The 23,105-nt window shown below is 51.0% G+C and carries 21 protein-coding genes and 1 pseudogene; 4 read left to right on the forward strand and 18 right to left on the reverse strand.

Going from position 1 to position 23,105, the window contains the following annotated elements; all coding sequences use genetic code 11:
- Positions 1 to 70: 70 nt before the first annotated feature.
- The 3 genes from pstS to glmU all read right to left on the reverse strand — a co-directional run bounded on the left by pstS (position 71) and on the right by glmU (position 4,795).
- Positions 71 to 1,111: a phosphate ABC transporter substrate-binding protein PstS gene (pstS, locus tag GA0061070_RS06930; protein WP_090134804.1), complete on the reverse strand. Its 1,041-nt coding sequence runs from the start codon at positions 1,109 to 1,111 to the stop codon at positions 71 to 73.
- 303 nt (positions 1,112 to 1,414) lie between these two features.
- A complete protein-coding gene (gene glmS / locus GA0061070_RS06935) occupies positions 1,415 to 3,244 on the reverse strand; it encodes a glutamine--fructose-6-phosphate transaminase (isomerizing) (RefSeq protein ID WP_090134830.1) in 1,830 nt (609 codons plus the stop codon).
- A gap of 180 nt (positions 3,245 to 3,424) precedes the next feature.
- Positions 3,425 to 4,795: a bifunctional UDP-N-acetylglucosamine diphosphorylase/glucosamine-1-phosphate N-acetyltransferase GlmU gene (gene glmU / locus GA0061070_RS06940; protein WP_090134806.1), complete on the reverse strand. Its 1,371-nt coding sequence runs from the start codon at positions 4,793 to 4,795 to the stop codon at positions 3,425 to 3,427.
- A 328-nt stretch (positions 4,796 to 5,123) separates the two neighbouring features.
- On the opposite strand from glmU, the pseudogene GA0061070_RS06945 reads away from it, so the two are divergent.
- Together GA0061070_RS06945 and GA0061070_RS25120 are read left to right on the forward strand one after the other, a co-directional pair.
- Positions 5,124 to 5,595 (forward strand): annotated as a pseudogene (locus tag GA0061070_RS06945) (right-handed parallel beta-helix repeat-containing protein); the annotation flags it as partial.
- Positions 5,594 to 5,815, forward strand: coding sequence for a hypothetical protein (locus tag GA0061070_RS25120; protein ID WP_167353544.1), 222 nt, complete (start codon positions 5,594 to 5,596; stop codon positions 5,813 to 5,815). The pseudogene GA0061070_RS06945 and the gene GA0061070_RS25120, both read left to right, overlap by 2 nt.
- Positions 5,816 to 5,943: 128 nt before the next feature.
- Here GA0061070_RS25120 and GA0061070_RS06950 read toward each other — a convergent pair whose 3' ends face one another.
- The 15 genes from GA0061070_RS06950 to ravA form a co-directional block, all read right to left on the reverse strand.
- Entirely contained in the window at positions 5,944 to 6,363 is a 420-nt protein-coding gene (locus GA0061070_RS06950; protein ID WP_043955988.1) for a F0F1 ATP synthase subunit epsilon, read from the reverse strand.
- Positions 6,364 to 6,383: 20 nt separating this feature from the next.
- Positions 6,384 to 7,766, reverse strand: a complete 1,383-nt coding sequence (atpD, locus tag GA0061070_RS06955) for a F0F1 ATP synthase subunit beta (RefSeq protein ID WP_074776361.1) — start codon at positions 7,764 to 7,766, stop codon at positions 6,384 to 6,386.
- A gap of 26 nt (positions 7,767 to 7,792) precedes the next feature.
- Positions 7,793 to 8,656: a F0F1 ATP synthase subunit gamma gene (gene atpG, locus GA0061070_RS06960; protein ID WP_090123901.1), complete on the reverse strand. Its 864-nt coding sequence runs from the start codon at positions 8,654 to 8,656 to the stop codon at positions 7,793 to 7,795.
- A 50-nt stretch (positions 8,657 to 8,706) separates the two neighbouring features.
- Positions 8,707 to 10,248, reverse strand: coding sequence for a F0F1 ATP synthase subunit alpha (gene atpA, locus GA0061070_RS06965; protein WP_090123900.1), 1,542 nt, complete (start codon positions 10,246 to 10,248; stop codon positions 8,707 to 8,709).
- Positions 10,249 to 10,260: 12 nt separating this feature from the next.
- Entirely contained in the window at positions 10,261 to 10,794 is a 534-nt protein-coding gene (atpH, locus tag GA0061070_RS06970; protein WP_090134809.1) for a F0F1 ATP synthase subunit delta, read from the reverse strand.
- Positions 10,795 to 10,807: 13 nt separating this feature from the next.
- Positions 10,808 to 11,278 carry a F0F1 ATP synthase subunit B gene (gene atpF / locus GA0061070_RS06975; RefSeq protein ID WP_007369369.1) on the reverse strand — a complete coding sequence of 157 codons (471 nt, stop codon included), beginning with the start codon at positions 11,276 to 11,278 and terminating at the stop codon, positions 10,808 to 10,810.
- Between the two features lie 58 nt (positions 11,279 to 11,336).
- Positions 11,337 to 11,576: a F0F1 ATP synthase subunit C gene (gene atpE, locus GA0061070_RS06980; RefSeq protein ID WP_007369368.1), complete on the reverse strand. Its 240-nt coding sequence runs from the start codon at positions 11,574 to 11,576 to the stop codon at positions 11,337 to 11,339.
- Between the two features lie 48 nt (positions 11,577 to 11,624).
- A complete protein-coding gene (atpB, locus tag GA0061070_RS06985; protein ID WP_064568910.1) occupies positions 11,625 to 12,443 on the reverse strand; it encodes a F0F1 ATP synthase subunit A in 819 nt (272 codons plus the stop codon).
- A gap of 8 nt (positions 12,444 to 12,451) precedes the next feature.
- The gene (atpI, locus tag GA0061070_RS06990; protein WP_035886839.1) at positions 12,452 to 12,832 is read right to left on the reverse strand and encodes a F0F1 ATP synthase subunit I; all 381 of its coding nucleotides are present in this window, start codon (positions 12,830 to 12,832) and stop codon (positions 12,452 to 12,454) included.
- Positions 12,833 to 13,449: 617 nt separating this feature from the next.
- On the reverse strand, positions 13,450 to 14,073 hold the full coding sequence (gene rsmG / locus GA0061070_RS06995) for a 16S rRNA (guanine(527)-N(7))-methyltransferase RsmG (RefSeq protein WP_090134811.1): 624 nt from the start codon (positions 14,071 to 14,073) through the stop codon (positions 13,450 to 13,452).
- A gap of 100 nt (positions 14,074 to 14,173) precedes the next feature.
- A complete protein-coding gene (gene mnmG / locus GA0061070_RS07000) occupies positions 14,174 to 16,063 on the reverse strand; it encodes a tRNA uridine-5-carboxymethylaminomethyl(34) synthesis enzyme MnmG (RefSeq protein ID WP_090134813.1) in 1,890 nt (629 codons plus the stop codon).
- Positions 16,064 to 16,435: 372 nt separating this feature from the next.
- A complete protein-coding gene (gene mioC, locus GA0061070_RS07010) occupies positions 16,436 to 16,885 on the reverse strand; it encodes an FMN-binding protein MioC (protein ID WP_090134815.1) in 450 nt (149 codons plus the stop codon).
- Positions 16,886 to 17,003: 118 nt separating this feature from the next.
- Positions 17,004 to 17,462 (reverse strand): transcriptional regulator AsnC, encoded by a 459-nt coding sequence (gene asnC, locus GA0061070_RS07015; protein ID WP_007369362.1) that lies wholly within the window; start codon positions 17,460 to 17,462, stop codon positions 17,004 to 17,006.
- Positions 17,463 to 17,706: 244 nt separating this feature from the next.
- Positions 17,707 to 19,158: an ATPase RavA stimulator ViaA gene (viaA, locus tag GA0061070_RS07020; protein WP_090134817.1), complete on the reverse strand. Its 1,452-nt coding sequence runs from the start codon at positions 19,156 to 19,158 to the stop codon at positions 17,707 to 17,709.
- A complete protein-coding gene (ravA, locus tag GA0061070_RS07025) occupies positions 19,155 to 20,648 on the reverse strand; it encodes an ATPase RavA (RefSeq protein ID WP_090134818.1) in 1,494 nt (497 codons plus the stop codon). Before ravA ends, viaA begins: the two co-directional genes overlap by 4 nt.
- Before the next feature lie 222 nt (positions 20,649 to 20,870).
- Between ravA and kup the strand changes: the two genes are divergently transcribed.
- Together kup and GA0061070_RS07035 are read left to right on the forward strand one after the other, a co-directional pair.
- Complete coding sequence (gene kup / locus GA0061070_RS07030; protein WP_090134819.1) at positions 20,871 to 22,739, forward strand: low affinity potassium transporter Kup; 1,869 nt, start codon at positions 20,871 to 20,873, stop codon at positions 22,737 to 22,739.
- Positions 22,740 to 22,848: 109 nt separating this feature from the next.
- A partial coding sequence (locus tag GA0061070_RS07035; protein WP_208598156.1) for a transposase domain-containing protein occupies positions 22,849 to 23,105 on the forward strand: 257 nt, incomplete at its 3' end.

Here is a 23,105-nt window from a genome sequence, read left to right on the forward strand (position 1 = left end):
CGAGACTGGGGTGAGCGAGGAAAGCCAACGCACATGCAACTTAAAGTATGACGGATATAAAAAACAGTTGTTAGTACAATGCCTTACCGCTGCTGTCTTTCACATTGGTTTTCCATGCAGCACGAACTTGTTCAACTACGCTATCCGGCAGGGTTGCATAATCAAGGTCGTTAGCCTGTTTGCCGCCTTTTTTGTATGCCCAGTCAAAGAATTTCAGGACTTCAGCACCTTGTTCCGGCTTAGTCTGCTCTTTGTGAACCAGGATAAAGGTGGTTGAGGTGATCGGCCATACATCAGCACCTTTCTGGTTGGTCAGGTCCTGCGCGAAAGATTTGCTCCAGTCGATATTTTTAGCCGCATTGGAGAAGCTCTGCTCAGTCGGGCTTACAGCCTTACCATCCGCAGACAGCAGTTTGGTGTAGGTCAGGTTGTTCTGCTTAGCGTAAGCATATTCAACATAACCGATTGAACCCGGCAGACGCTGAACGAATGCCGCGATTCCGTCGTTACCTTTACCGCCCAGACCGGTCGGCCAGTTAACCGTAGAGCCGGAACCCACTTTGGATTTCCACTCTTCGTTCACTTTAGCCAGGTAGCTGGTGAAGACAAATGACGTACCGGAGCCGTCTGCACGACGAACCACAGCGATGTTCTGCGAAGGCAGTTTCAGGCCTGGGTTGAGTTTAGCGATCGCTGCATCATCCCATTTTTTGATATTACCCAGGTAGATATCACCCAGGGTTTTACCGTCAAGCACCAGTTCACCGGATTTTATGCCCGGGATGTTGATAGCCAGCACGATACCGCCGATTACGGTCGGGAACTGGAACAGGCCTTCCTGAGCCAGTTTATCGTCAGCCAGAGGGGCATCGGATGCACCGAAATCCACAGTTTTAGCAGTAATTTGTTTTACGCCACCAGAAGAACCAATACCCTGGTAGTTGATCTTGTTACCCGTTTCTTTCTGGTAAGTATCAGCCCACTTGGCATATACCGGTGCCGGGAAAGTTGCGCCCGCACCAGTCAGGCTGGCTGCTGCGTTAACAGCAAAAGCACTCAGAGAAAAGGTCGCAGCGACAACAGTTGCGACAGTGGTACGCATAACGTTCATAATGTCTCCTGCAAGGATCGTAAATTGTTGTTTAGTGGCTACGACGAGCAAAATAGGACACTTTGATGACAGTTATATGTGATAATTGTTACTGTTTGATGACAGCAGGAAAATATCGTTACCGCATGATATAAAACAACTAAAAATCAAAGCATTAATAAAAAACATAACAGTAAGATTTCAGCTATATTTTATTTTTGTGACAATGAAAAAGTAGTTGAAGCTAGCAGAATTCATCAAATAAAGTAAAAAAAAAGAGATTGCCCGCAGGCAACCTCTTTCGCATTTTATGTCAGTAAATGTTTACTCTACCGTTACTGATTTCGCCAGGTTACGCGGCTGGTCAACGTCGGTGCCTTTAATCAACGCAACATGATAGGCCAGCAATTGCAGCGGCACGGTATAGAAAATCGGTGCAATCACCTCTTCGACGTGCGGCATATCAATAATGTGCATATTGTCGTTGCTGGTGAAACCCGCATCCTGATCGGCAAACACATACAGTACGCCGCCACGGGCACGCACTTCTTCGATGTTGGATTTCAGTTTTTCCAGCAGTTCGTTGTTAGGCGCAACGACAATCACCGGCATATCCGCATCAATCAGCGCCAGCGGACCATGCTTCAGCTCACCTGCCGCATAGGCTTCGGCGTGAATATAGGAGATCTCTTTCAGTTTCAGCGCGCCTTCCAGCGCGATCGGATACTGATCGCCACGCCCCAGGAACAACGCATGGTGCTTGTCGGAGAAATCTTCGGCCAGCGCTTCGATGCGTTTATCCTGCGACAGCATCTGTTCAATACGGCTCGGTAACGCCTGCAAACCGTGAACAATATCATGCTCAATGGATGCATCCAGCCCTTTCAGGCGGCTCAGTTTCGCCACCAGCATCAGCAGAACGGTAAGCTGAGTGGTGAACGCTTTCGTGGAGGCAACACCGATTTCAGTACCGGCGTTGGTCATCATCGCCAGATCGGACTCACGCACCAGCGAGGAACCCGGCACGTTACAAATTGCCAGCGACCCCAGGTAACCCAGCTCTTTGGACAAACGCAGTGCCGCCAGCGTATCCGCCGTTTCACCGGATTGCGAAAGCGTGATCATCAGGCTGTTACGACGCACAGCGGATTTGCGGTAGCGGAATTCAGAGGCGATTTCCACATCGCACGGCACACCAGCCAGCGCTTCAAACCAGTAACGGGAAACCATACCGGAGTTGTAAGAGGTGCCACAGGCAACGATCTGAATATGTTCAACTTGCGATAACAGCGCGTTGGCATTCGGACCCAGTTCACTCAGATCCACTTCACCGTGGTTGATACGGCCGGTCAGCGTATTTTTAATCGCGTTCGGCTGTTCGAAGATCTCTTTTTGCATGTAGTGGCGGTAGATACCTTTGTCGCCCGCATCATATTGCAGGCTGGATTCGATATCAGGCCGTTTTACCTGCGCGCCGGATTTATCAAACACTGTCACGCTGCGGCGAGTCACTTCCGCAATATCGCCCTCTTCAAGGAAGATAAAACGACGCGTTACCGGCAGTAATGCCAGTTGATCGGAGGCAATAAAGTTTTCACCCATGCCAAGACCAATGACCAGCGGGCTGCCAGAGCGAGCCGCCAGCAGAGTGCCATTATCACGGGTATCCATAATCACTGTGCCATAAGCGCCGCGTAATTGCGGAATAGCACGCATAACCGCTTCACGCAGCGTGCCGCCCTGCTCAAGCTCCCAGTGAACGAGATGCGCGATAACTTCGGTATCTGTTTCAGAAACAAACACATAGCCACGCTCTTTTAACACTTCTCGCAGCGGCTCGTAGTTTTCAATAATACCGTTATGTACAACCGCAATATGATCAGAAACATGCGGATGTGCATTACCTTCTGACGGTTCACCGTGTGTTGCCCAACGGGTGTGCGCAATACCAGTTCCACCATGCAGCGGGTGCTCTTCTGCGGCCTGGGCCAGCATCTGGACTTTACCAAGACGACGCAGACGGGTCATATGACCTTCTGCATCTACGACGGCCAGACCAGCAGAGTCATAACCACGGTATTCCAGACGACGTAATCCCTCAAGAAGGATTTCTGCAACATCACGCTGCGCGACTGCGCCAACAATTCCACACATAATTTTCGATTCCGATTTAGGCATTATGCCTTTTGTTGTCGGTCAACCTGTATAGCCCCGAGCCTTGTAGAGAGTGGGGGTATTTTTATAGGTGCTGCCTGCCGGGCGGAGGAATTATCTTTCCCCTCACCCTAAAATCGTTATTAATACATTTGCCGGATGGCGCTGCGCTTACCCGGACTACTTTTTCTTAACCGGACGTATCCAGCCTTGTTTATTGATCTGCGGTACGCGGCTGATAACCAGTTCATTTTCCGCAACATTGCGCGTTACTGTGGTACCCGCAGCGATAGTCACGCCTTTCGCAACGGTAACTGGCGCCACCAGTTGTGTATCGGAACCAACAAACACATCATCGCCAATAATGGTTTTGTGCTTGTTTGCGCCATCGTAATTACAGGTGATAACACCCGCGCCAACATTCACGTTGTCACCGATTTCCGCATCGCCCAGGTAGGTCAAGTGGCCTGCTTTCGAGCCTTTACCCAGACGCGCTTTTTTCATTTCCACGAAGTTGCCCACGTGTGCACCAGCAAGCAATTCAGCGCCAGGACGCAAACGCGCAAATGGCCCGATGGTACAATCAGCTTCGAGCCGCGCATCTTCAACTACGCTGTAGGGACTGATTTCACAGTCGTCGCCAATTTCGCTGTTTTTCAGCACACAACCTGCGCCAATCTTTACGCGATCGCCCAGTTTTACGTTGCCTTCAATGATGACGTTAGCATCTATCTCAACATCCCGCCCGTGCTCCAGCGTACCGCGCAAGTCGAAGCGTGCAGGATCGCGCAGCATAACACCAGCCAGCAGCAATTTTTCGGCCTGTTCAGCCTGATACGCACGCTCCAGCCGGGATAGCTGAAGACGGTTATTCACGCCTTCCACTTCACTCAGACGTTGCGGATGCACTGCGGTAATCTCACGGCCTTCATGCCAGGCAAGGCTGATGATATCCGTGATGTAATATTCACCCTGCGCATTATTGTTAGTCAGCTTGCTCAACCAGCGTTTCAGATCGCCGCCGTTGGCAATCAGAATGCCGGTGTTGATCTCGCTTATCTTACGCTGTTCTTCAGTGGCATCTTTTTGTTCAACAATACCTGTCACCGCGCCGTTTTCACGCGTGATACGCCCATAACCCGTTGGGTCGTCGAGCACCACCGTTAACAGACCGATACCGTCCTGCGGTTTCGCATCGCGCAGACGCTGCAACGTCTCCAGCGAGATCAGCGGCACATCACCGTAGAGCATCAAAATATCTTCATCGTCGGCAAAGAACGGCGCAGCCTGTTGCATCGCATGGCCGGTACCAAGCTGTTCTGCCTGCAAAACCCAGTTAAGCTTGCTATCAGCGAGACGTTGTTTAAGTAAATCGCCACCGTGGCCATAAACCAGATGAACACTATCTGCGCCGAGAAGATTAGCAGTATCAATGACATGCTGAACCATCGCTTTCCCTGCAAGGGTATGCAGCACTTTGGGAATATCGGAGTACATGCGTGTGCCTTTACCTGCGGCAAGGATCACCACACTCATTTTTGTGTTCAACATACGCGTCCTGACTGTCATTGGAGAAAGAAGTTAACCTCTTTCATATTGAAAATTCTACATATTTTGTAGCATGAAATGGAATGCTGGTGAAACGCCCAACATCCACAGTTACTGCGCTTTTGCGGGCTATTTTACCGACAAAGCAACTTGGTTTGCCGCTAAAAAATGTCTCCATTTCAATTTGCCGCTAATTCATACAACAGGTTAGCTGTTTTTTTTCATCCTGAATAAAGATCGTAAAAAACAAAACGCCGGTTTGATCACTGAAGATTGTGACACATAAAAAAGAAACAGCATTTCATTTTTATAATAATGTCGGACAATAACGCTGGATCTGACCTGCGCGATTCGCTTATTGCCGCCAGGCGGCAAAATTGCGTTGCAAGCCGGGGATTATCTCTTTCCGCCAACGGGCTGCACGATAACCAGAAAATCCTGCAAACGGATAGAAAAGCCATGATCCACGGTTTGCTGGTTGATGCCAGCTACTGATATATCAAAGGCATAGAGGAGGCTGAAAAAATTTGCATATTCAGGGTAGTCATAACGTCATCGAAAAAGTGGGCCGCATTCTGTGGGCGAGCAATAACCTCGTTGTCGATTCGGAATCCTGAGGTAATGAAGATCCAGGGAAAATCAACGCTGATGGTTTTGCCGTGAAGATGTGCGTTGGCGAAGGCAATCGCCTGAAACGCTGCTATTCGCACGACAATATTGATGATGGTGACCTGTTTAACAACATCGAGGATGGCGCAAATGGCGTTGTGGTGATCGAGGATTCTATTGCCAGCAACGATAGTGAACCGTATCTGCCAGATGGCGCTTAGCTTATCACACAACGATAAGCGCGGCGCCACTCAGCATATCAGCACATTAGTGGTTGAACGTACCGAAAGAGATGTTCATGTTGCTGAAAAGGGCGATGATTTTATTGATCAGTTTCATGATGGCGTCCTGATAAGTGAGAGTGTTATTTTTGTGATTCACATCACAAAAATAAGTCTACGCTTCATTTTTTAACCGATCAACATTTTTGTGATGAATATCACAAAAATATTAAAACATATTTTCAGTTCTACTTTTTCTGAAACACAGCCATAAAAAAGCCAGCCTGGAAACCAGACTGGCTTTTTAGGTTCAAGCCGGTGTTACATCGCTTTTTTGGTCAACTCGATAACACGCAGTTTTGCGATAGCTTTCGCCAGTTCCGCAGACGCCTGAGCGTAATCCACGTCACCGTGAGAAGATTTAATATGCTCTTCTGCTTTGCGTTTCGATTCCAGGGCTCGCGCTTCGTCGAGATCCTGACCACGAATAGCAGTATCAGCCAGAACGGTCACGGTGCCAGGCTGCACTTCAAGTATGCCGCCGGACAGATAGATAAACTCTTCATGACCGTGCTGTTTCACGATGCGGATCATACCAGGCTTAATGGCGGTGAGTAGCGGCGCGTGACCAGGGTAAATCCCCAGTTCACCTTCGCTACCCGTTACCTGGATTTTTTCGACCAGACCAGAGAACATTTGTAACTCTGCGCTGACGACGTCCAGGTGGTAAGTCATTGCCATATCACCCTCCGATTAAGGCGTTAAAGTTTTTTGGCTTTTTCCACGACTTCGTCGATGGAACCGACCATGTAGAACGCCTGCTCCGGCAGGTGATCGTATTCGCCTTCCATGATGCCTTTAAAGCCACGGATGGTATCTTTCAGGGAAACGTATTTGCCCGGAGAGCCGGTGAATACTTCTGCTACGAAGAACGGCTGAGACAGGAAGCGCTGGATCTTACGCGCGCGAGCTACCACCAGTTTGTCGTCTTCTGACAGTTCATCCATACCGAGGATGGCGATGATGTCTTTCAGTTCCTGATAACGTTGCAGCAGAGACTGAACGCCACGCGCAACATCATAGTGTTCCTGACCAACAACCAGCGGATCCAACTGACGGCTGGTGGAATCCAGCGGGTCAACGGCCGGGTAGATACCCAGAGACGCGATCTGACGGCTCAGTACCACGGTTGCGTCAAGGTGCGCAAAGGTGGTTGCCGGAGAGGGGTCAGTCAAGTCATCCGCAGGTACGTATACTGCCTGAACAGAGGTGATGGAGCCGGTTTTGGTGGAGGTAATACGCTCCTGAAGCACGCCCATCTCTTCTGCCAGCGTCGGCTGGTAACCTACCGCTGAAGGCATACGGCCCAGCAGTGCGGATACTTCAGTACCGGCGAGGGTATAACGATAGATGTTGTCGACGAACAGCAGAACGTCACGACCTTCGTCACGGAATTTCTCTGCCATGGTCAGACCGGTCAGAGCAACGCGCAGACGGTTTCCCGGCGGCTCGTTCATCTGGCCATACACCAGGGATACTTTGTCGATAACGTTGGAATCGGTCATTTCGTGGTAGAAGTCGTTACCCTCACGAGTACGTTCACCCACGCCTGCAAACACAGAGTAACCGGAGTGCTCGATCGCGATGTTACGGATCAGCTCCATCATGTTTACGGTTTTACCTACGCCCGCACCACCGAACAGACCAACTTTACCGCCCTTGGCAAACGGACACATCAGGTCGATAACTTTGATGCCGGTTTCCAGCAGTTCCTGAGAGTTTGACAACTCTTCATAGGTTGGTGCTGCGCGGTGGATAGCCCAACGCTCTTCTTCACCGATGTCGCCTTTCATGTCTACTGGTTCACCCAGTACGTTCATGATACGACCCAGTGTTGCTTTACCTACCGGGACTTCGATCGGGTGCTCGAGGTCTTTTACTTCCAGACCGCGACGCAGACCGTCGGAGGAACCCATTGCGATGGTACGTACGATACCGCCGCCGAGCTGCTGCTGAACTTCCAGCACCAGACGATCATTACCATTTTGCACCTCAAGAGCATCGTACACACGCGGTACGGCATCCTGAGGGAATTCGACGTCAACCACGGCGCCGATTACCTGGACAATTTTTCCAGTAGCCATCTTGAATCCTCTACGAATTAACCTGGTTATACCGCGGATGCACCACCGACGATCTCGGTGAGTTCCTGAGTAATGCTGGCCTGACGAGCCTTGTTGTATACCAACTGCAGCTCTTTAATCAGGCTGCCACCATTATCGGTTGCGGCTTTCATCGCCACCATACGTGCGGCCTGCTCGCTGGCCAGGTTTTCCACAACACCCTGATAAACCTGAGACTCGACGTAACGACGCAGCAGAGTATCCAGCAGCGCTTTCGGGTCAGGTTCATACAGATAATCCCAGGCTTTATGCTTCAAGCCTTCATCCTCTGAAGCCGGCAGCGGCAGCAGTTGGGTGATGGTTGGCACCTGAGACATGGTGTTGATAAATTTGTTGCTGACAATATAAAGCTTGTCCAGACGGCCTTCGTCATAGGCCTGCAACATCACTTTTACCGGTCCAATCAGTTCGGACAGGGAAGGGTTATCCCCCATACCTGTCACCTGCGCGACAATTTTCGTGCCGACGGAATTAAAGAACGCTACGCCCTTTGAGCCGATCATTGCGAGTTCGCTCTGAACGCCTTTATCGGACCATGCTTTCATATCCGCCAGCAGTTTTTTGAACAGGTTAATGTTCAAGCCGCCACACAGACCACGGTCGGTCGACACCACCAGGTAGCCCACGCGTTTAACGTCGCGTTCTTCCAGGTAAGGGTGCTTATATTCCAGATTACCGTGAGCAAGGTGACCAATCACTTTGCGCATGGTATCTGCATAAGGACGGCTGGCCGCCATTCTGTCCTGCGATTTACGCATTTTGGAAGCGGCGACCATCTCCATCGCTTTAGTGATCTTTTGCGTGTTCTGGACGCTTGCGATCTTACTACGTATCTCTTTTGCGCCGGCCATGAGCTTCTCCTCAATGCCTTGCGGCCTGCCCTAAGGCAAGCCGCCAGACGTTACCAGGACTGGGTTGCTTTAAAGGAGTCGAGGATGCCTTTCAGCTTACCTTCGATCTCGTCGTTATAGCCACCGGTCTGGTTGATCTCTTGCATCAGCGGAGCGTGGTCACGGTCAACGTAAGCCAGCAGAGCGGCTTCAAAGCTACCGATTTTCGCCAGTTCAACATCCGCCAGGTAACCGCGTTCAGCCGCGAACAGAACCAGAGCCTGCTGCGCGACAGACATCGGCGCATACTGTTTCTGTTTCAGCAACTCGGTCACTTTCTGACCGTGGTCGAGCTGTTTACGGGTTGCATCGTCAAGGTCGGAAGCAAACTGAGAGAACGCTGCCAGTTCACGATACTGCGCCAGAGCGGTACGAATACCACCGGACAGTTTTTTCATGATCTTGGTCTGCGCTGCACCACCTACACGGGATACGGAAATACCCGGGTTTACCGCAGGACGAATACCGGCGTTAAACAGGTTGGATTCCAGGAAGATCTGACCATCGGTAATAGAAATTACGTTGGTCGGAACGAACGCGGAAACGTCACCAGCTTGCGTTTCGATAATCGGCAGCGCGGTCAGAGAACCGGTTTTACCTTTCACTTCACCTTTAGTGAAGCTTTCAACGTATTCCACGTTAACGCGCGCAGCACGTTCCAGCAGACGGGAGTGGAGGTAGAATACGTCGCCCGGGAATGCTTCACGTCCAGGCGGACGACGGAGCAGCAGGGAGATCTGACGGTATGCGACTGCCTGTTTAGACAGGTCATCGTAAATGATCAGCGCATCTTCGCCACGATCGCGGAAATATTCGCCCATTGCGCAACCAGCATACGGAGCCAGGTATTGCAGTGCAGCGGATTCAGACGCGGTTGCCACAACAACGATGGTGTTAGACAGCGCGCCGTGCTCTTCCAGCTTACGCACCACGTTAGAAATGGTGGACGCTTTCTGGCCGATAGCAACGTAGATACATTTAATGCCGGAATCACGCTGGTTGATGATGGCATCAATTGCCAACGCGGTTTTACCGGTCTGACGGTCGCCGATGATCAATTCACGCTGACCACGACCAATTGGGATCATGGCGTCAACGGATTTATAACCGGTCTGTACCGGCTGATCAACGGACTGACGATCGATAACACCCGGTGCGATAGCTTCGACAGCAGCAAAGCCGTCATTATCAACCGAACCTTTACCATCGATTGGCGCACCCAGAGTGTTCACCACGCGACCCAGCAGGCCACGGCCAACCGGAACTTCAAGAATACGGCCAGTACACTTAACCTTCATGCCTTCGGCAAGGTCAGCATACGGACCCATCACAACTGCACCCACGGAGTCGCGCTCCAGGTTCAGTGCGATTGCGTAGCGGTTACCCGGCAGGGAGATCATTTCACCCTGCATACAATCGGCCAAGCCGTGGATACGGATAACGCCGTCGCTTACAGAAACAATTGTACCTTCGTTGTGAGCTTCACTCACAACACTGAACTGAGCAATGCGCTGCTTGATCAGTTCGCTGATTTCGGTGGAATTCAGTTGCATGCTCCAGTCCCCTTAAGACTGCAAGACGTCTGCAAGGCGCTCAAGACGGCCGCGAACGCTGCCATCAATGACCATATCACCCGCACGGATGATTACGCCTGCCATTACAGACTTATCGATATTGCAATTCAGCTTCACTTTGCGTGACAGACGTTTTTCCATCGCTGCGCTGATTTTCGAAAGCTGTTCTTCACTCAGTGCAGTAGCAGAAGTCACATCGACTTCTGTAATAGCCTCGCTGGCTGCACGCAATTGAATAAACTGCTCAAGAACATCAGGAAGCACCTTAATACGACCGTTTTCAGCCATCACCCGAATCAGGTTCTGACCTTTGTCGTCAAGTTGCTCCCCACAGACTGCGATAAACGACTTAGCGAGCGTTTCTGGTGCTAAAGCACCAGAGAGAAGCTCGGCCATGTGTTCATTTTTCGTCACCTCGGCAGCGAACGCCAGCATATCCTGCCAGCGGTCAACGCTCTGGTTTTCGACGGCAAAGTCAAAAGCTGCTTTGGCGTAGGGGCGAGCTACCGTTACAAATTCAGACATCAGCCCCTCCTCCTTACAGTTCAGCGACCAGTTTATTCACGATGTCGCTGTTAGCAGCTTCATCCACGGAACGTTCGATGATCTTCTCGGCGCCAGCAACTGCCAGCAGAGCCACCTGTTTACGCAGCTCTTCGCGCGCACGTTTACGCTCGGCATCGATTTCAGCCTGCGCCTGCGCGACGATTTTATTACGTTCCTGCTCGGCTTCTGCTTTCGCTTCGTCCAGGATCTGAGCACGGCGTTTGTTCGCCTGTTCAATGATAACCTGAGCTTCAGCTTTCGCTTTTTTCAGCTGGTCGGTCGCATTGGCCTGTGCAAGATCCAAATCCTTTTTAGCTCGTTCTGCGGAAGCAAGACCGTCAGCAATTTCTTTCTGACGTTTTTCGATGGCAGCCATTAACGGCGGCCATACATACTTCATGCAGAACAGAACGAACAGGACAAACGCGATGGCCTGGCCGAGGATTGTTGCGTTTAGATTCACAGCACAATGCCTCTTATCTGGTTAACGTTCTAAACAATTGCTTGTAAAGCAACCCTTACTACGCGACAGCAAACATCACGTACAGACCCAGACCTACAGCGATCATCGGGATAGCATCCACCAGACCCATTACGATAAAGAACTGAGTACGCAGCAGAGGAATCAGATCCGGTTGACGCGCAGCGCCTTCCAGGAATTTACCCCCGAGGATGCCGATACCGATCGCAGCACCGATTGCCGCCAGACCCATCATCACAGCGGCAGCCAAGTACAGCAGATCCATATTCAGGTTTTCCATGACAGTCTCCAGTTTGTTTCAGTTAAAACGTAGTAGTGTTGTTAAAAATCAATGCTCTTCAGATGCCATCGACAGATAGACAATCGTCAGAACCATGAAGATAAAGGCTTGCAGCGTAATAATCAGGATGTGGAAAATGGCCCATGGCACATTCAGAACCCACTGTGACCACCACGGCAGAAGACCTGCGATCAGAATGAAAATCAACTCACCCGCGTACATGTTGCCGAACAGTCGCAGACCGAGAGAAACCGGTTTGGACAGCAGGCTCACGCCCTCAAGGATAAGGTTTACCGGAATAAATACCGGATGGTTGAACGGCTGGAGAGTCAGCTCTTTAGCGAAACCGCCAATACCCTTCATTTTGATGCTGTAGAACAGAATCAGGATAAATACGCCCAACGCCATAGACAGGGTGATGTTGACGTCCGCAGACGGCACCACGCGCAGCGCAGGAAGACCCAGTACATGTTCAGCGATGTACGGCAACAGGTCGATAGGCAGCAAATCCATCAGGTTCATCAGGAATACCCAGACGAAAATCGTTAGGGCCAGTGGCGCGATAAGCTTGCTTTTGCCGTGGTACATGTCTTTAACGCTACCATGAACAAAACCAATCACCAGCTCAATCGCCGTCTGGAATTTCCCTGGGACACCGCTGGTGGCTTTTTTCGCTACGCTACGGAACATCACCAGGAACAACAGACCCAGTACCACCGAGAAAAACATGGAGTCGATATTCAGCGTCCAGAAGGTGGCCGGGGGGTTATGCGGATCCACCATCGAGAAGGTACGAAGATCAATCTGAAGGTTATTCAGATGGTGACCTATGTACTCCTGTGGTGTAGAGATTTCTCCTGCAGACATGATGCCTCTTACCCTTTGTTGTTAATTACAGCGGGTGCCAGTATCTGAACAACCAGCACCGAAACCCACGTGACTATCAGCGGCAAAAAAGCCACCTTAAAACCCCCCAGCGCCACCACCAGTAACAAGAATGTTACCAACACCTTGAGCGCTTCACCGAAGGCGAAGGTCCAGGCCACTCGGCCTTTAGCTGGTGTATGTGCCTGATGACGCCAGGCAAAAATCATAAAAAACATATTCGGCAGTAAGACTGCCATACCTCCGCACACGGCGGAAATGCCCCAGAAGGGGTCTTTGAGGCTAAACAGCAATCCACTTGCCATTACCGCCAGAAACTGAATAAGCAGAAGCTTGCGAGCAACGTTTCGACTATAAAGCGACACAGACATGACGTTTCTTAACTCCTGCTCCCTTTGAGGTATGCCGCGTGTCGTATAAAACGTTCTTTATGGTCCGGAGTCAAGCATCAAAAAGCGGTCAAATTATACGGTGCGGCCCCGTGATTTCAAACAATAAGTAGCGAAAAGGTGAATAAATGTTTAAATATTTTTCCCGAGCGCTGTTTTTAAACTTTTGATGAAACTGTGAACTGTCGGGCAAAAGTGCAAACAACACCAAAAACCCAACAACAAAGCGTGCACTCGGTCACAAATTAAACATTTATGCATCTACAAGGTTAATCACGCAAAGAAATCACCGCTTTTCAACTTTATGATCTTCAAGATGATTTATCACAACTCTTTTTAAAACACCCGCCTATACATCGAAAACCTTTCATTGACATTTATAATAATTATTTTACATCCGTATTTCATTCTGCCTGCCGACTTTTAGTGGCCTGATATTTTCGGTGTTGACTATTATTCCAATGAATTAAATTCTGGACGTTAAATGCCAGAAAAATCCTGGTAACAGGACGGTGAAATGTAACTGAACGTATCGCCCTTTTTCCCTTCATTTTTTAACATCTAAGCAACAGCACGAAAGATACATTTTTTGATAAAAATTAAACTTTATTTGGCTTAACGATCACCAGATGACGTTCACCTTCCAGGTGCGGAACATTCAATTTAACAATAGCTTCAACGGATAGCTCCGCAGGTAAAAGTGCGATCTCTTCTTCCGGTAGCAAACCTTTAAGCGCATAGAAACGCCCCTCTTCGCCCGGCAAATGGTGGCACCAGTTAACCATATCATTCAGCGAGGCAAAGGCGCGGCTAATCACACCGTCGAATGGCGGTTCTGCCGGGAAATCTTCAACGCGACTCTGAACCGGCTCAACGTTGCTCAATTTCAGTTCATGCTGCACCTGACGTAAGAAACGAACGCGTTTGCCCAGGCTATCGAGCAGCGTGAAATGGGATTCAGGACGGACAATCGAAAGAGGGATCCCCGGCAAACCCGGCCCTGTGCCAACATCGATAAAACGCGTCCCTTGCAGGTACGGCGCGACAACAATGCTGTCGAGAATATGGCGAATGAGCATCTCGTTCGGATCGCGCACAGAGGTCAGGTTATAGGCCTTGTTCCATTTATGCAGTAGTTCGACATAGGCCACCAGCTGTTTCTGCTGTTCAACCGACAACAAAATGCCTGCTTCATCCAGCAGACGAGAGAGTTTATTTAGCACAGTGAATACCTGTTGAAATACTGAGCAGCGGGCAGTGCGAGGCTTCCCGCTATAAGAGTTCAATCTGCCCGCCAGGCGCGCTGCCGGGCAATCAATATTGTTAAGCGCTGCGGCGCAGCATACCTTGTTTTTTCAGCCACACCAGCAAAATGGAAATTGCCGCTGGCGTGATACCAGAAATACGTGATGCCTGACCAATCGAGGAAGGTTTGTGATCGTTAAGTTTGGCGATCACTTCGTTGGACAGGCCATTCACCTGACGGTAATCCAGCGATGCTGGCAACAACGTGTTTTCATTGCGCTGTTGTTTTTCGATCTCATCCTGCTGGCGTGCAATGTAACCTTCGTATTTCACCTGGATTTCAACCTGTTCAGCCGCCTGCTGATCATTAAGACCCGGCGCGAACGGCGTCAACTGAACCAGTTGTTCGTAAGTCATTTCCGGGCGACGCAGCAGATCTTCACCGCTGGCTTCACGCGATAATGGCGTAGTCAGGTGCGTATTCACCGCCAGAGCATGTTCGGATGCCGGTGAAACCCACTGCGATTTCAGACGCTGGCGTTCACGTTCAATCGTTTCCAGCTTCTCGTTAAAGCGCGCCCAGCGTTCATCGTCCACCAGCCCCAGCTCCCGACCAGCTTCGGTCAGACGCAGGTCAGCATTATCTTCACGCAGCATCAGGCGATACTCCGCGCGGGAGGTGAACATGCGGTATGGCTCTTTGGTGCCGAGCGTGCAGAGGTCGTCTACCAGCACGCCGAGATAAGCCTGGTCGCGACGCGGCGCCCACCCCTCTTTTTCAGCAGAGAAGCGCCCGGCATTCAGGCCGGCCAGCAGCCCTTGCGCTGCAGCCTCTTCGTAACCGGTGGTACCGTTAATCTGGCCAGCAAAGAACAGGCCATGGATATATTTGCTTTCCAGCGTCAGTTTCAAATCTCGCGGGTCAAAGAAATCGTACTCAATGGCATAGCCTGGGCGCACGATCTTCGCGTTTTCCATCCCCTGCATGGAACGAACGATTTGCATCTGCACGTCGAACGGCAAGCTGGTAGAGATACCGTTCGGGTAAATTTCGTTAGAGGTCAGCCCTTCCGGTTCCAAAAAGATCTGATGCTGGTTGCGATCGGCAAAACGCATGACTTTGTCTTCGATCGATGGGCAGTAACGCGGGCCGATCCCTTCGATCACACCTGCATACATCGGGCTACGATCGAGGTTATTGCGGATCACGTCATGGGTTTTTTCATTGGTATGCGTGACATAGCACGGTACCTGACGCGGATGCTGTGCGGCGTTGCCCATAAACGAGAATACCGGCATCGGGTTATCCCCGTGCTGCTGCGCCAGAACGCTGAAGTCGATGGTACGGGCGTCAATACGCGGCGGCGTACCGGTTTTCAAACGGCTAACACGCAACGGCAGCTCGCGCAGACGGCGCGAGAGCGGGATAGACGGTGGATCGCCAGCGCGGCCACCGCTGTAGTTATCAAGTCCGATGTGGATTTTACCGTCGAGGAATGTTCCGACCGTCAGCACTACAGCTTTGGCACGGAATTTAAGTCCCATCTGGGTGACAGCACCAACGACGCGATCATTTTCCACGATCAGATCTTCTACTGCCTGCTGGAAGATCATCAAGTTAGGCTGGTTTTCCAGAGCGGTGCGTACCGCCTGCCGATAAAGCACGCGATCTGCCTGCGCACGGGTAGCACGCACTGCCGGGCCTTTACTCGCGTTTAGTATCCTAAACTGAATACCTGCCTGATCGATCGCTTTCGCCATCAGCCCGCCAAGTGCATCCACTTCTTTTACCAGGTGTCCTTTCCCAATACCGCCGATCGCCGGGTTGCAGCTCATCTGCCCCAGCGTGTCGATATTGTGTGTCAAAAGCAGAGTCTGTTGACCCATACGTGCTGCGGCCATCGCGGCCTCAGTACCTGCATGACCCCCGCCAATAATAATGACGTCAAAAGGATCCGGATAAAACATGGTGGTATGCCTCGCCTAAGCGGTTAGAAATTGGATTGAAGCCCGGGCCGTGGATTCTACTCAACTTTAGTCCAGTGAGAAAGATCCGGATCCCGGGTATTAAAAAGAAGATCTTTTATATAGAGAGATCTGTTCTATTGTGATCTCTTATTAGGATCGCGATGTCTTGTGGATAACCCGGATCATCGCTGTAAGATCAATTCATTAGAGAGGATCATTAACTGTGAATGATCGGTGATCCTGAACCGTATAAGCTGGGATCAAAAGGCCTGTTTATACACAGACTGAAAACTGTACAGCAGTTGTTAATGGGATAACTACCGGTTAATAAGGCCTTTTAAGCATGGTTATCCACAACTGATCGCACGATCTTTAATCGTTCTTGAGTAAATATTTCCAGGATCCCAGCCATTCTTCCGCCGGATCCTCCGGAATGTCGTGTTCAAGAATGTTGATCTTCAGTGTTTCACCGATCTGTTTCGCGCCATTTGCCTTCAACGTGCTCTCGATCTTCTCGATCGCCTGACAGAAAGTGTCATATTCGCGACTGCCGATGCCGATCGCCCCAAAGCGCACCTGTGCAAGATCCGGCTTCTGTTCCTGTAGATCGTCTAAAAACGGTTGCAGGTTCTCAGGCAGATCGCCAGCACCATGGGTGGAACTGATCACCAGCCAGATTCCTTGCGGAGAAAGATCCTCTAATAGCGGGCCGTGCAGCGTCTCTGTGCTGTAGCCGGCATCTTCCAGCTTCTCAGCCAGGTGTTCCGCCACATATTCCGCACCGCCGAGGGTACTGCCGCTAATAAGAGTGATATCCGCCATGAAAACCCCGCTCCGTTTATTCGCCATCGGCGACAAAGTGAGGCGTATTGTACGCTGTGAAAGGCCTGGGATCTACCTGTGGACAATATGGGTATTAAGGAAGGATGAAAACGCCCCGTTAAGGGCGGATCGTACGCATGATAGGGTTTTGCAGGGAGATCAACGTTTCTGTGGACTGAATTTCATCAATTGTTTGGATCTTGTTGATAAGTACCTGTTGCAGGGCATCAATGGATCGGCACATCACTTTTATAAAGATGCTGTAGTGGCCAGTGGTGTAATAGGCTTCGGTCACTTCTTCCAGACTTTCCAGTTTCGCCAGCGCCGAAGGGTAATCTTTCGCGCTCTTCAAAATGATGCCAATAAAACAGCAGACATCGTAACCCAGTTGCTTCGGGCTGACGTCGATACGCGCGCCAGTGATGATCCCGGCTTGCTTCATCTTTTCTACACGCACATGAATGGTGCCGGGGCTGACGCCAAATTGTTTGGCCAGTTCGGCATAAGCGGTGCGCGCATTAGCCATTAAAGCGTCGAGGATGCCGCGGTCCAGATTATCGATCTGATAATTTTCCATGGGGTTTTCTTATGGGGAATAAAGATTCTTTCTATTTTATCCGCTTATTTTATCTATTTAAAAGCATACTGGCCTTTTTGATTGCGGATTGTTGAGTTGAGGCGGCCTTTTGTTAATTATCAACGACAGAAGACAGGAGTAATCTACCGCCAACTGGAAAAGAAACCTGGCCTGATTGCAGTTCAGGCGTTTAGCCGCGTCGGCGATGGCCCGCAGCGGTTTGCAAGTAGGTTTCTGGCCTGCTCTATCGCCGCCAGCGTCGCAGCAAACGGCTGCGCATCCCGGTATCAAAGCGCCAGATGTGATCGAAAATACGCATGATGCCGGGTTTGCCATGTACCGACATTGCTACTGCGTGGAAGCGGTGCTGGTGAACGTTCTGCAACTCTTTTACTTTGCCGATGATATCGTCCGGCAGGCGCTGAGCGATAAAATCCGAGATCACCACAGCATCGGCATCAAACCATTCACCGCCCTGCATCCGTTCAATGATCGCCCGAAAACAGCTTGCCAGATCGGTTCCGCCACGGAAGCGCTGGCTCAGAAAGCGGATCGCTTGCTCCAGCCCCTGTGCGCAGGTCAGTTCATAACTCACGACTTCACTGGAAAACAGCATAATAAAACAGCGTCGTTTATCCGCCAGCGCTACGCGCATCAGCGCCAGACAGAAGGCTTTCGCGCACTGTTCATTAAATCCGCCCATTGAACCGGAAGTATCAACGCAGACAATAAACGGCCCGCGCGGTTGTTCATCAAAATCCTGATGGATCACCGGGCGTTCGGTAACCTTTTCCCGCCAGGCATCGCCGTGCAGACGGTAGGTGAGCAGTTGCTTTTCCACCAGCCGTCGATAAAACTCATATTCCAGTTCTGTTATACCGAGCGTTGCCAACTCCGGCGGTAACAGGCGCAAAATATCATCGCTCTGATGCAGCCCATCGACCTGTTCCGGTATGGTTGCCGGTTCACGCACCAACATACGGAACGTTTCCATCGGCGCATCTTTGCGCGGCACTGATTTCGCCTCCCGCGAGCGGCCAAGCTGCTCCGCCAGTTGCTGAAGCTCCGGCTGCTCTTTCAGAAAATCGCCGTATTTGATGATCAACTGGTAGTCACCGCGTTTTAGCTGACCGGCGCTCATATCCCACAAGCGTCCGGCGGCATTTTCATTTTCGACCAGCACCGGTTCCAGTTGCCCGCTCAGTGTCATATGCTCTTGCACCTCACTCAGCAACTGCTCGCGTTCCTCTTCCAGCAGTTGCTGATTAAAGGTGGTAGTTTGCACGACAAGACTCAGACGCCAGCGCTGTAAAAAAAGAGTATGCAAAGCGAGTGTAAACTGCGGGTTATCCGTTACCATTTGCCGGGCCTGGGCGGCAAAAGGCGAATGCAACTTTTCCAGTAATGCCAGGATCTGCGGTAACTGCACAATAAATTGCGATGTTGAGAGTAGCTGGCTCTGCTGGTAACTCAGCACTTCTTCCGCCAGTTCCGGCGGCACAGAGGCCTCTTTCAGATGCTTTTTTAGCGCTTCGCGCCAGCGGGGAATATCGTCAGTGATCGCATGTTTTAAGCGCGGGAATTTTTCAAAAAACAGCACCAGTTGCGGAGAAGCCAGCAGAAGAACGATGAGTTCTTCTACCAGCGTCTCTTCGCTGATAGTGAGCATCACATTCAGTGTTTCCAGCGTTATCATTGACGTGCCTGTTGGATCTGCGTGCGAACGTCCTGCAGGCTGGCTTCAATGCGACCCAGCCAGTCGCCAGAGACGAACAGGCATTTTTGCTGCTCGCTAAAACGGGTGTGCTGCTGGTGCCAGGTGTTATCCAGCGTTTCCAATTGTTGGGTGATCTCTTCCGGCACGTTTTCGGTAGTGACACCAGGTAGCGCAAGACGCGTTCCCTGCAAACTGACATCGCGGATCACCAGATGAAGCGAGGTATCAACCTCAAGATTTAAAGGTTGCGCAAAACCGATACCGTTAAGTTTGCCGCGGATTTCACCGCCTTTCGCCAGCCACTGCTCCAACGCGTTGCGCTCAATAGTGACGTGAATCACCTGTAAATCGTGCAATTTTAGCGGCTGCTGTAACAGTAGCGTCAACAGCGGTTCGTTCAGGCCTTCGGGTAAATCATAGTGTGGACGGCGGCTGAACATACCGCCCTGGCGGCTGACTTTCAGCGCGGTTTTGTCGCTTTGTTGCTGCTGAAGCTGCATATGATGCTGATTGATGCTGGTGAGCTGTGTCAGCATCGCTTGTTGCTGCCACGCGTGCCCGGTCATCAAAATATCCAGTTGCTGCTGCAACAAACGCAGGCTTTCGGCATCGTGCCACAGACAATCTTTTAACAGGATCAAATCAATGGGGGCAACCGTATCGCGCCCGCTGAAAAAGGCGCTGGATTGTAATAAACGGATAGCTTTTTTCCAGCGACGATCGGATACGTATGGTGCATTCGGTAAGGTATCGAGCTGCTGGCGCAGCGTATAGATCAATTCAAATACCGGATCGGGCAGTTTGACCAGCCCAATCTCCTGTTGCCAACGCTGATATTCCTCGTCGGTGATTTGCAATTCGGTGGGCACCGGGTTTTCGTTCTCGTCCTGCTGACTGACCAGCATGGAGCGGAAATTACCCTTCTCTTGTACTTTGTCGAGCCATAAACGGATTAACATGCGATCATACAGCGCTTCGAGGCTGCTGTCGGCTTCCGGCAGTTCGTTCGAGGCAGTCACCAGCAAACGCATCGGGATCTTTTCTTCGCTCGCGCCGTTACGGAAGCGGCGTTCGTTAATGGCGGTGAGCAGGGTGTTGAGGATCGCCGGGCCGGCTTTCCAGATCTCATCCAGAAATACAATTTCTGCTTCCGGAAGATAACCGTTGGTTAAGCGCTCATAGCGCCCTTCATCTTTTAATGCTTGAATGGAGAGCGGACCGAAAACCTCTTCCGGCGTGGAGAAGCGCGTCATCAGGTATTCAAAGGCGCGGGCATGTTTAAAGGCGAATTTCAGGCGACGTGCGATCAGGCTTTTCGCAATGCCCGGCGGGCCAAGAAGAAATACACTCTCGCCGCTCAGCGCGGCCAGCAGGCACAACCGGATAGCGTGGCTACGCTCAAAGAGTCCTCTTTCCAGCGCGCTGCTTAAGCGGGAAATTCTTTCTGCTAATAAATGTGAGTGAGCCATAATAGATTTGCGTCCTTTCGCCGTGTTATCCGGCTTGCAAAAGCGAGTATAGACGTTTCCGAAAGGGCTTGTAATAGACTGAAGAGCGGCTTTATTTTCATTGCGCCAGATTAATGTGGTCGCATTTAGGTGTACGATTTTGCAAATAATCGTGCATACTGTGCGCTTTTTGTGGGCCAAGGGACTAAGCACACATTTGCCATTCAAACAAAAGATTAGTCTATGAGCACTGATAATAAACAATCGTTACCCGCTGTCACTCTTGCGGCAATTGGGGTTGTCTACGGTGATATCGGCACCAGCCCACTTTATACACTTCGTGAATGTTTGTCTGGCCAGTTTGGCTTTGGCGTTGAGCGCGATGCCGTCTTCGGCTTTTTGTCACTGATATTCTGGCTGCTGGTTTTTGTGGTCTCCATTAAGTATCTGACGTTCGTCATGCGCGCGGATAACGCCGGTGAAGGCGGTATTCTGACGCTGATGTCGCTGGCCGGTCGCAACACTTCGGCCAAAATGACTTCGGTGCTGGTGATCATGGGGTTGATTGGCGGCAGCTTCTTCTATGGTGAAGTGGTTATTACACCCGCGATCTCGGTGATGTCGGCGATAGAGGGGCTGGAGATTGTCGCGCCTTCGCTCGATAGCTGGATTGTGCCGCTGTCGATTATCGTGTTAACCCTGTTGTTTATGATTCAGAAGCACGGTACAGGGCTGGTGGGAAAACTGTTTGCACCGATCATGCTGGCGTGGTTTTTAATTCTGGCCGTGCTGGGCGCGCGCGGTATTATCGAAAACCCCGCCGTATTGCAGGCGCTGAATCCGTTTTGGGCGGTGAATTTCTTCCTTCAGTACAAAGTTGTCTCTTTTGTTGCGCTTGGCGCTGTGGTGCTGTCGATCACCGGTGTCGAGGCGCTGTACGCGGATATGGGACACTTCGGTAAGCTGCCAATCCGCATGGCGTGGTTTATTGTGGTGCTGCCGTCGCTGGTGCTGAATTACTTTGGCCAGGGCGCATTGTTGCTGAAAACGCCGGAAGCGATTAAGAACCCTTTCTTCCTGCTCGCACCTGAGTGGGCGCTGATCCCGATGTTGATTATCGCCACGCTGGCGACGGTCATTGCGTCGCAGGCGGTTATCTCCGGTGTTTTCTCCCTGACTCGCCAGGCGGTGCGTCTGGGTTATCTGGCGCCGATGCGTATTATCCATACCTCGGAGATGGAATCCGGGCAGATCTATATCCCATTCATTAACTGGCTGCTTTATTTTGCGGTGGTGCTGGTGATTGTCAGCTTTGAGCGCTCCAGTAATCTGGCGGCGGCTTATGGTATTGCCGTTACCGGGACGATGGTACTGACCTCAATTCTTTCCACGACTGTGGCATTCAAAAACTGGCACTGGAATAAAATGCTGGTGGGGCTGATTTTGATCTTCTTCCTGAGTATTGATGTGCCACTGTTCTCGGCTAACCTCGATAAAATCGTTTCCGGCGGCTGGTTGCCGTTAACGCTCGGCATGGTAATGCTGCTGGTGATGACCACCTGGAAAAGTGAACGTTTCCGTATGCTGCGACGCATGCACGAACACGGCAACTCTCTGGAGGCGATGATTGCTTCGCTGGAGAAATCGCCGCCGGTTCGCGTGCCGGGTACGGCGGTGTATATGTCCCGCGCACTGAATGTCATTCCATTTGCTATGATGCATAACCTGAAGCACAACAAAGTCCTGCATGAACGCGTGATTCTGTTAACGCTGCGTACTGAAGATGCGCCTTACGTCCACAATGTGCGCCGGGTACAAATTGAACAGCTATCACCCACTTTCTGGCGCGTGGTGGCCAGTTACGGCTGGCGCGAAACCCCGAACGTTGAAGAAGTGTTCCACCGCTGTGGTCTGGAAGGGCTCAATTGCCGGATGATGGAAACCTCCTTCTTTATGTCGCATGAGTCGTTGATCCTCGGTAAACGGCCATGGTATTTGCGGCTGCGCGGCAAGCTTTACCTGGTATTACAGCGCAACGCGCTGCGCGCGCCAGACCAGTTTGAGATCCCGCCAAACCGGGTTATCGAGTTGGGAACGCAGGTTGAAATTTAACGTTTATAAAACCCCTTTTAATGAGTAATGCCGATCAGTTAAGGATCAGTTGACCGATCCAGTGGCTGTGTAAGAATCCGGAAACGCTCACTCGTTTCCGGATTTTTTTATGTACATTGGACAGGCCCTTGATTTGGTATCCCGTTACGATTCTCTGCGTAACCCACTGACTTCTCTGGGGGATTACCTCGACCCCGAACTCATCTCTCGTTGCCTTGCCGAATCAGGTACAGTAACGCTACGCAAGCGCCGTCTTCCCCTCGAAATGATGGTCTGGTGTATTGTTGGCATGGCGCTTGAGCGTAAAGAACCTCTTCACCAGATTGTGAATCGCCTGGACATCATGCTGCCGGGCAATCGCCCCTT

This window comes from Kosakonia oryziphila, from assembly GCF_900094795.1.
In the GTDB taxonomy this organism is placed as follows: domain Bacteria; phylum Pseudomonadota; class Gammaproteobacteria; order Enterobacterales; family Enterobacteriaceae; genus Kosakonia; species Kosakonia oryziphila.

Bases quoted from the DNA above. Each gene is read 5' to 3' on its own strand.
- pstS (WP_090134804.1), bottom strand. From the start codon at position 1,111: ATGAACGTTATGCGTACCACTGTCGCAACTGTTGTCGCTGCGACCTTT.
- glmS (WP_090134830.1), bottom strand. From the start codon at position 3,244: ATGTGTGGAATTGTTGGCGCAGTCGCGCAGCGTGATGTTGCAGAAATC.
- glmU (WP_090134806.1), bottom strand. From the start codon at position 4,795: ATGTTGAACACAAAAATGAGTGTGGTGATCCTTGCCGCAGGTAAAGGC.
- GA0061070_RS06950 (WP_043955988.1), bottom strand. From the start codon at position 6,363: ATGGCAATGACTTACCACCTGGACGTCGTCAGCGCAGAGTTACAAATG.
- atpD (WP_074776361.1), bottom strand. From the start codon at position 7,766: ATGGCTACTGGAAAAATTGTCCAGGTAATCGGCGCCGTGGTTGACGTC.
- atpG (WP_090123901.1), bottom strand. From the start codon at position 8,656: ATGGCCGGCGCAAAAGAGATACGTAGTAAGATCGCAAGCGTCCAGAAC.
- atpA (WP_090123900.1), bottom strand. From the start codon at position 10,248: ATGCAACTGAATTCCACCGAAATCAGCGAACTGATCAAGCAGCGCATT.
- atpH (WP_090134809.1), bottom strand. From the start codon at position 10,794: ATGTCTGAATTTGTAACGGTAGCTCGCCCCTACGCCAAAGCAGCTTTT.
- atpE (WP_007369368.1), bottom strand. From the start codon at position 11,576: ATGGAAAACCTGAATATGGATCTGCTGTACTTGGCTGCCGCTGTGATG.
- atpB (WP_064568910.1), bottom strand. From the start codon at position 12,443: ATGTCTGCAGGAGAAATCTCTACACCACAGGAGTACATAGGTCACCAT.
- atpI (WP_035886839.1), bottom strand. From the start codon at position 12,832: ATGTCTGTGTCGCTTTATAGTCGAAACGTTGCTCGCAAGCTTCTGCTT.
- mnmG (WP_090134813.1), bottom strand. From the start codon at position 16,063: ATGTTTTATCCGGATCCTTTTGACGTCATTATTATTGGCGGGGGTCAT.
- mioC (WP_090134815.1), bottom strand. From the start codon at position 16,885: ATGGCGGATATCACTCTTATTAGCGGCAGTACCCTCGGCGGTGCGGAA.
- asnC (WP_007369362.1), bottom strand. From the start codon at position 17,462: ATGGAAAATTATCAGATCGATAATCTGGACCGCGGCATCCTCGACGCT.
- viaA (WP_090134817.1), bottom strand. From the start codon at position 19,158: ATGATAACGCTGGAAACACTGAATGTGATGCTCACTATCAGCGAAGAG.
- ravA (WP_090134818.1), bottom strand. From the start codon at position 20,648: ATGGCTCACTCACATTTATTAGCAGAAAGAATTTCCCGCTTAAGCAGC.
- kup (WP_090134819.1), top strand. From the start codon at position 20,871: ATGAGCACTGATAATAAACAATCGTTACCCGCTGTCACTCTTGCGGCA.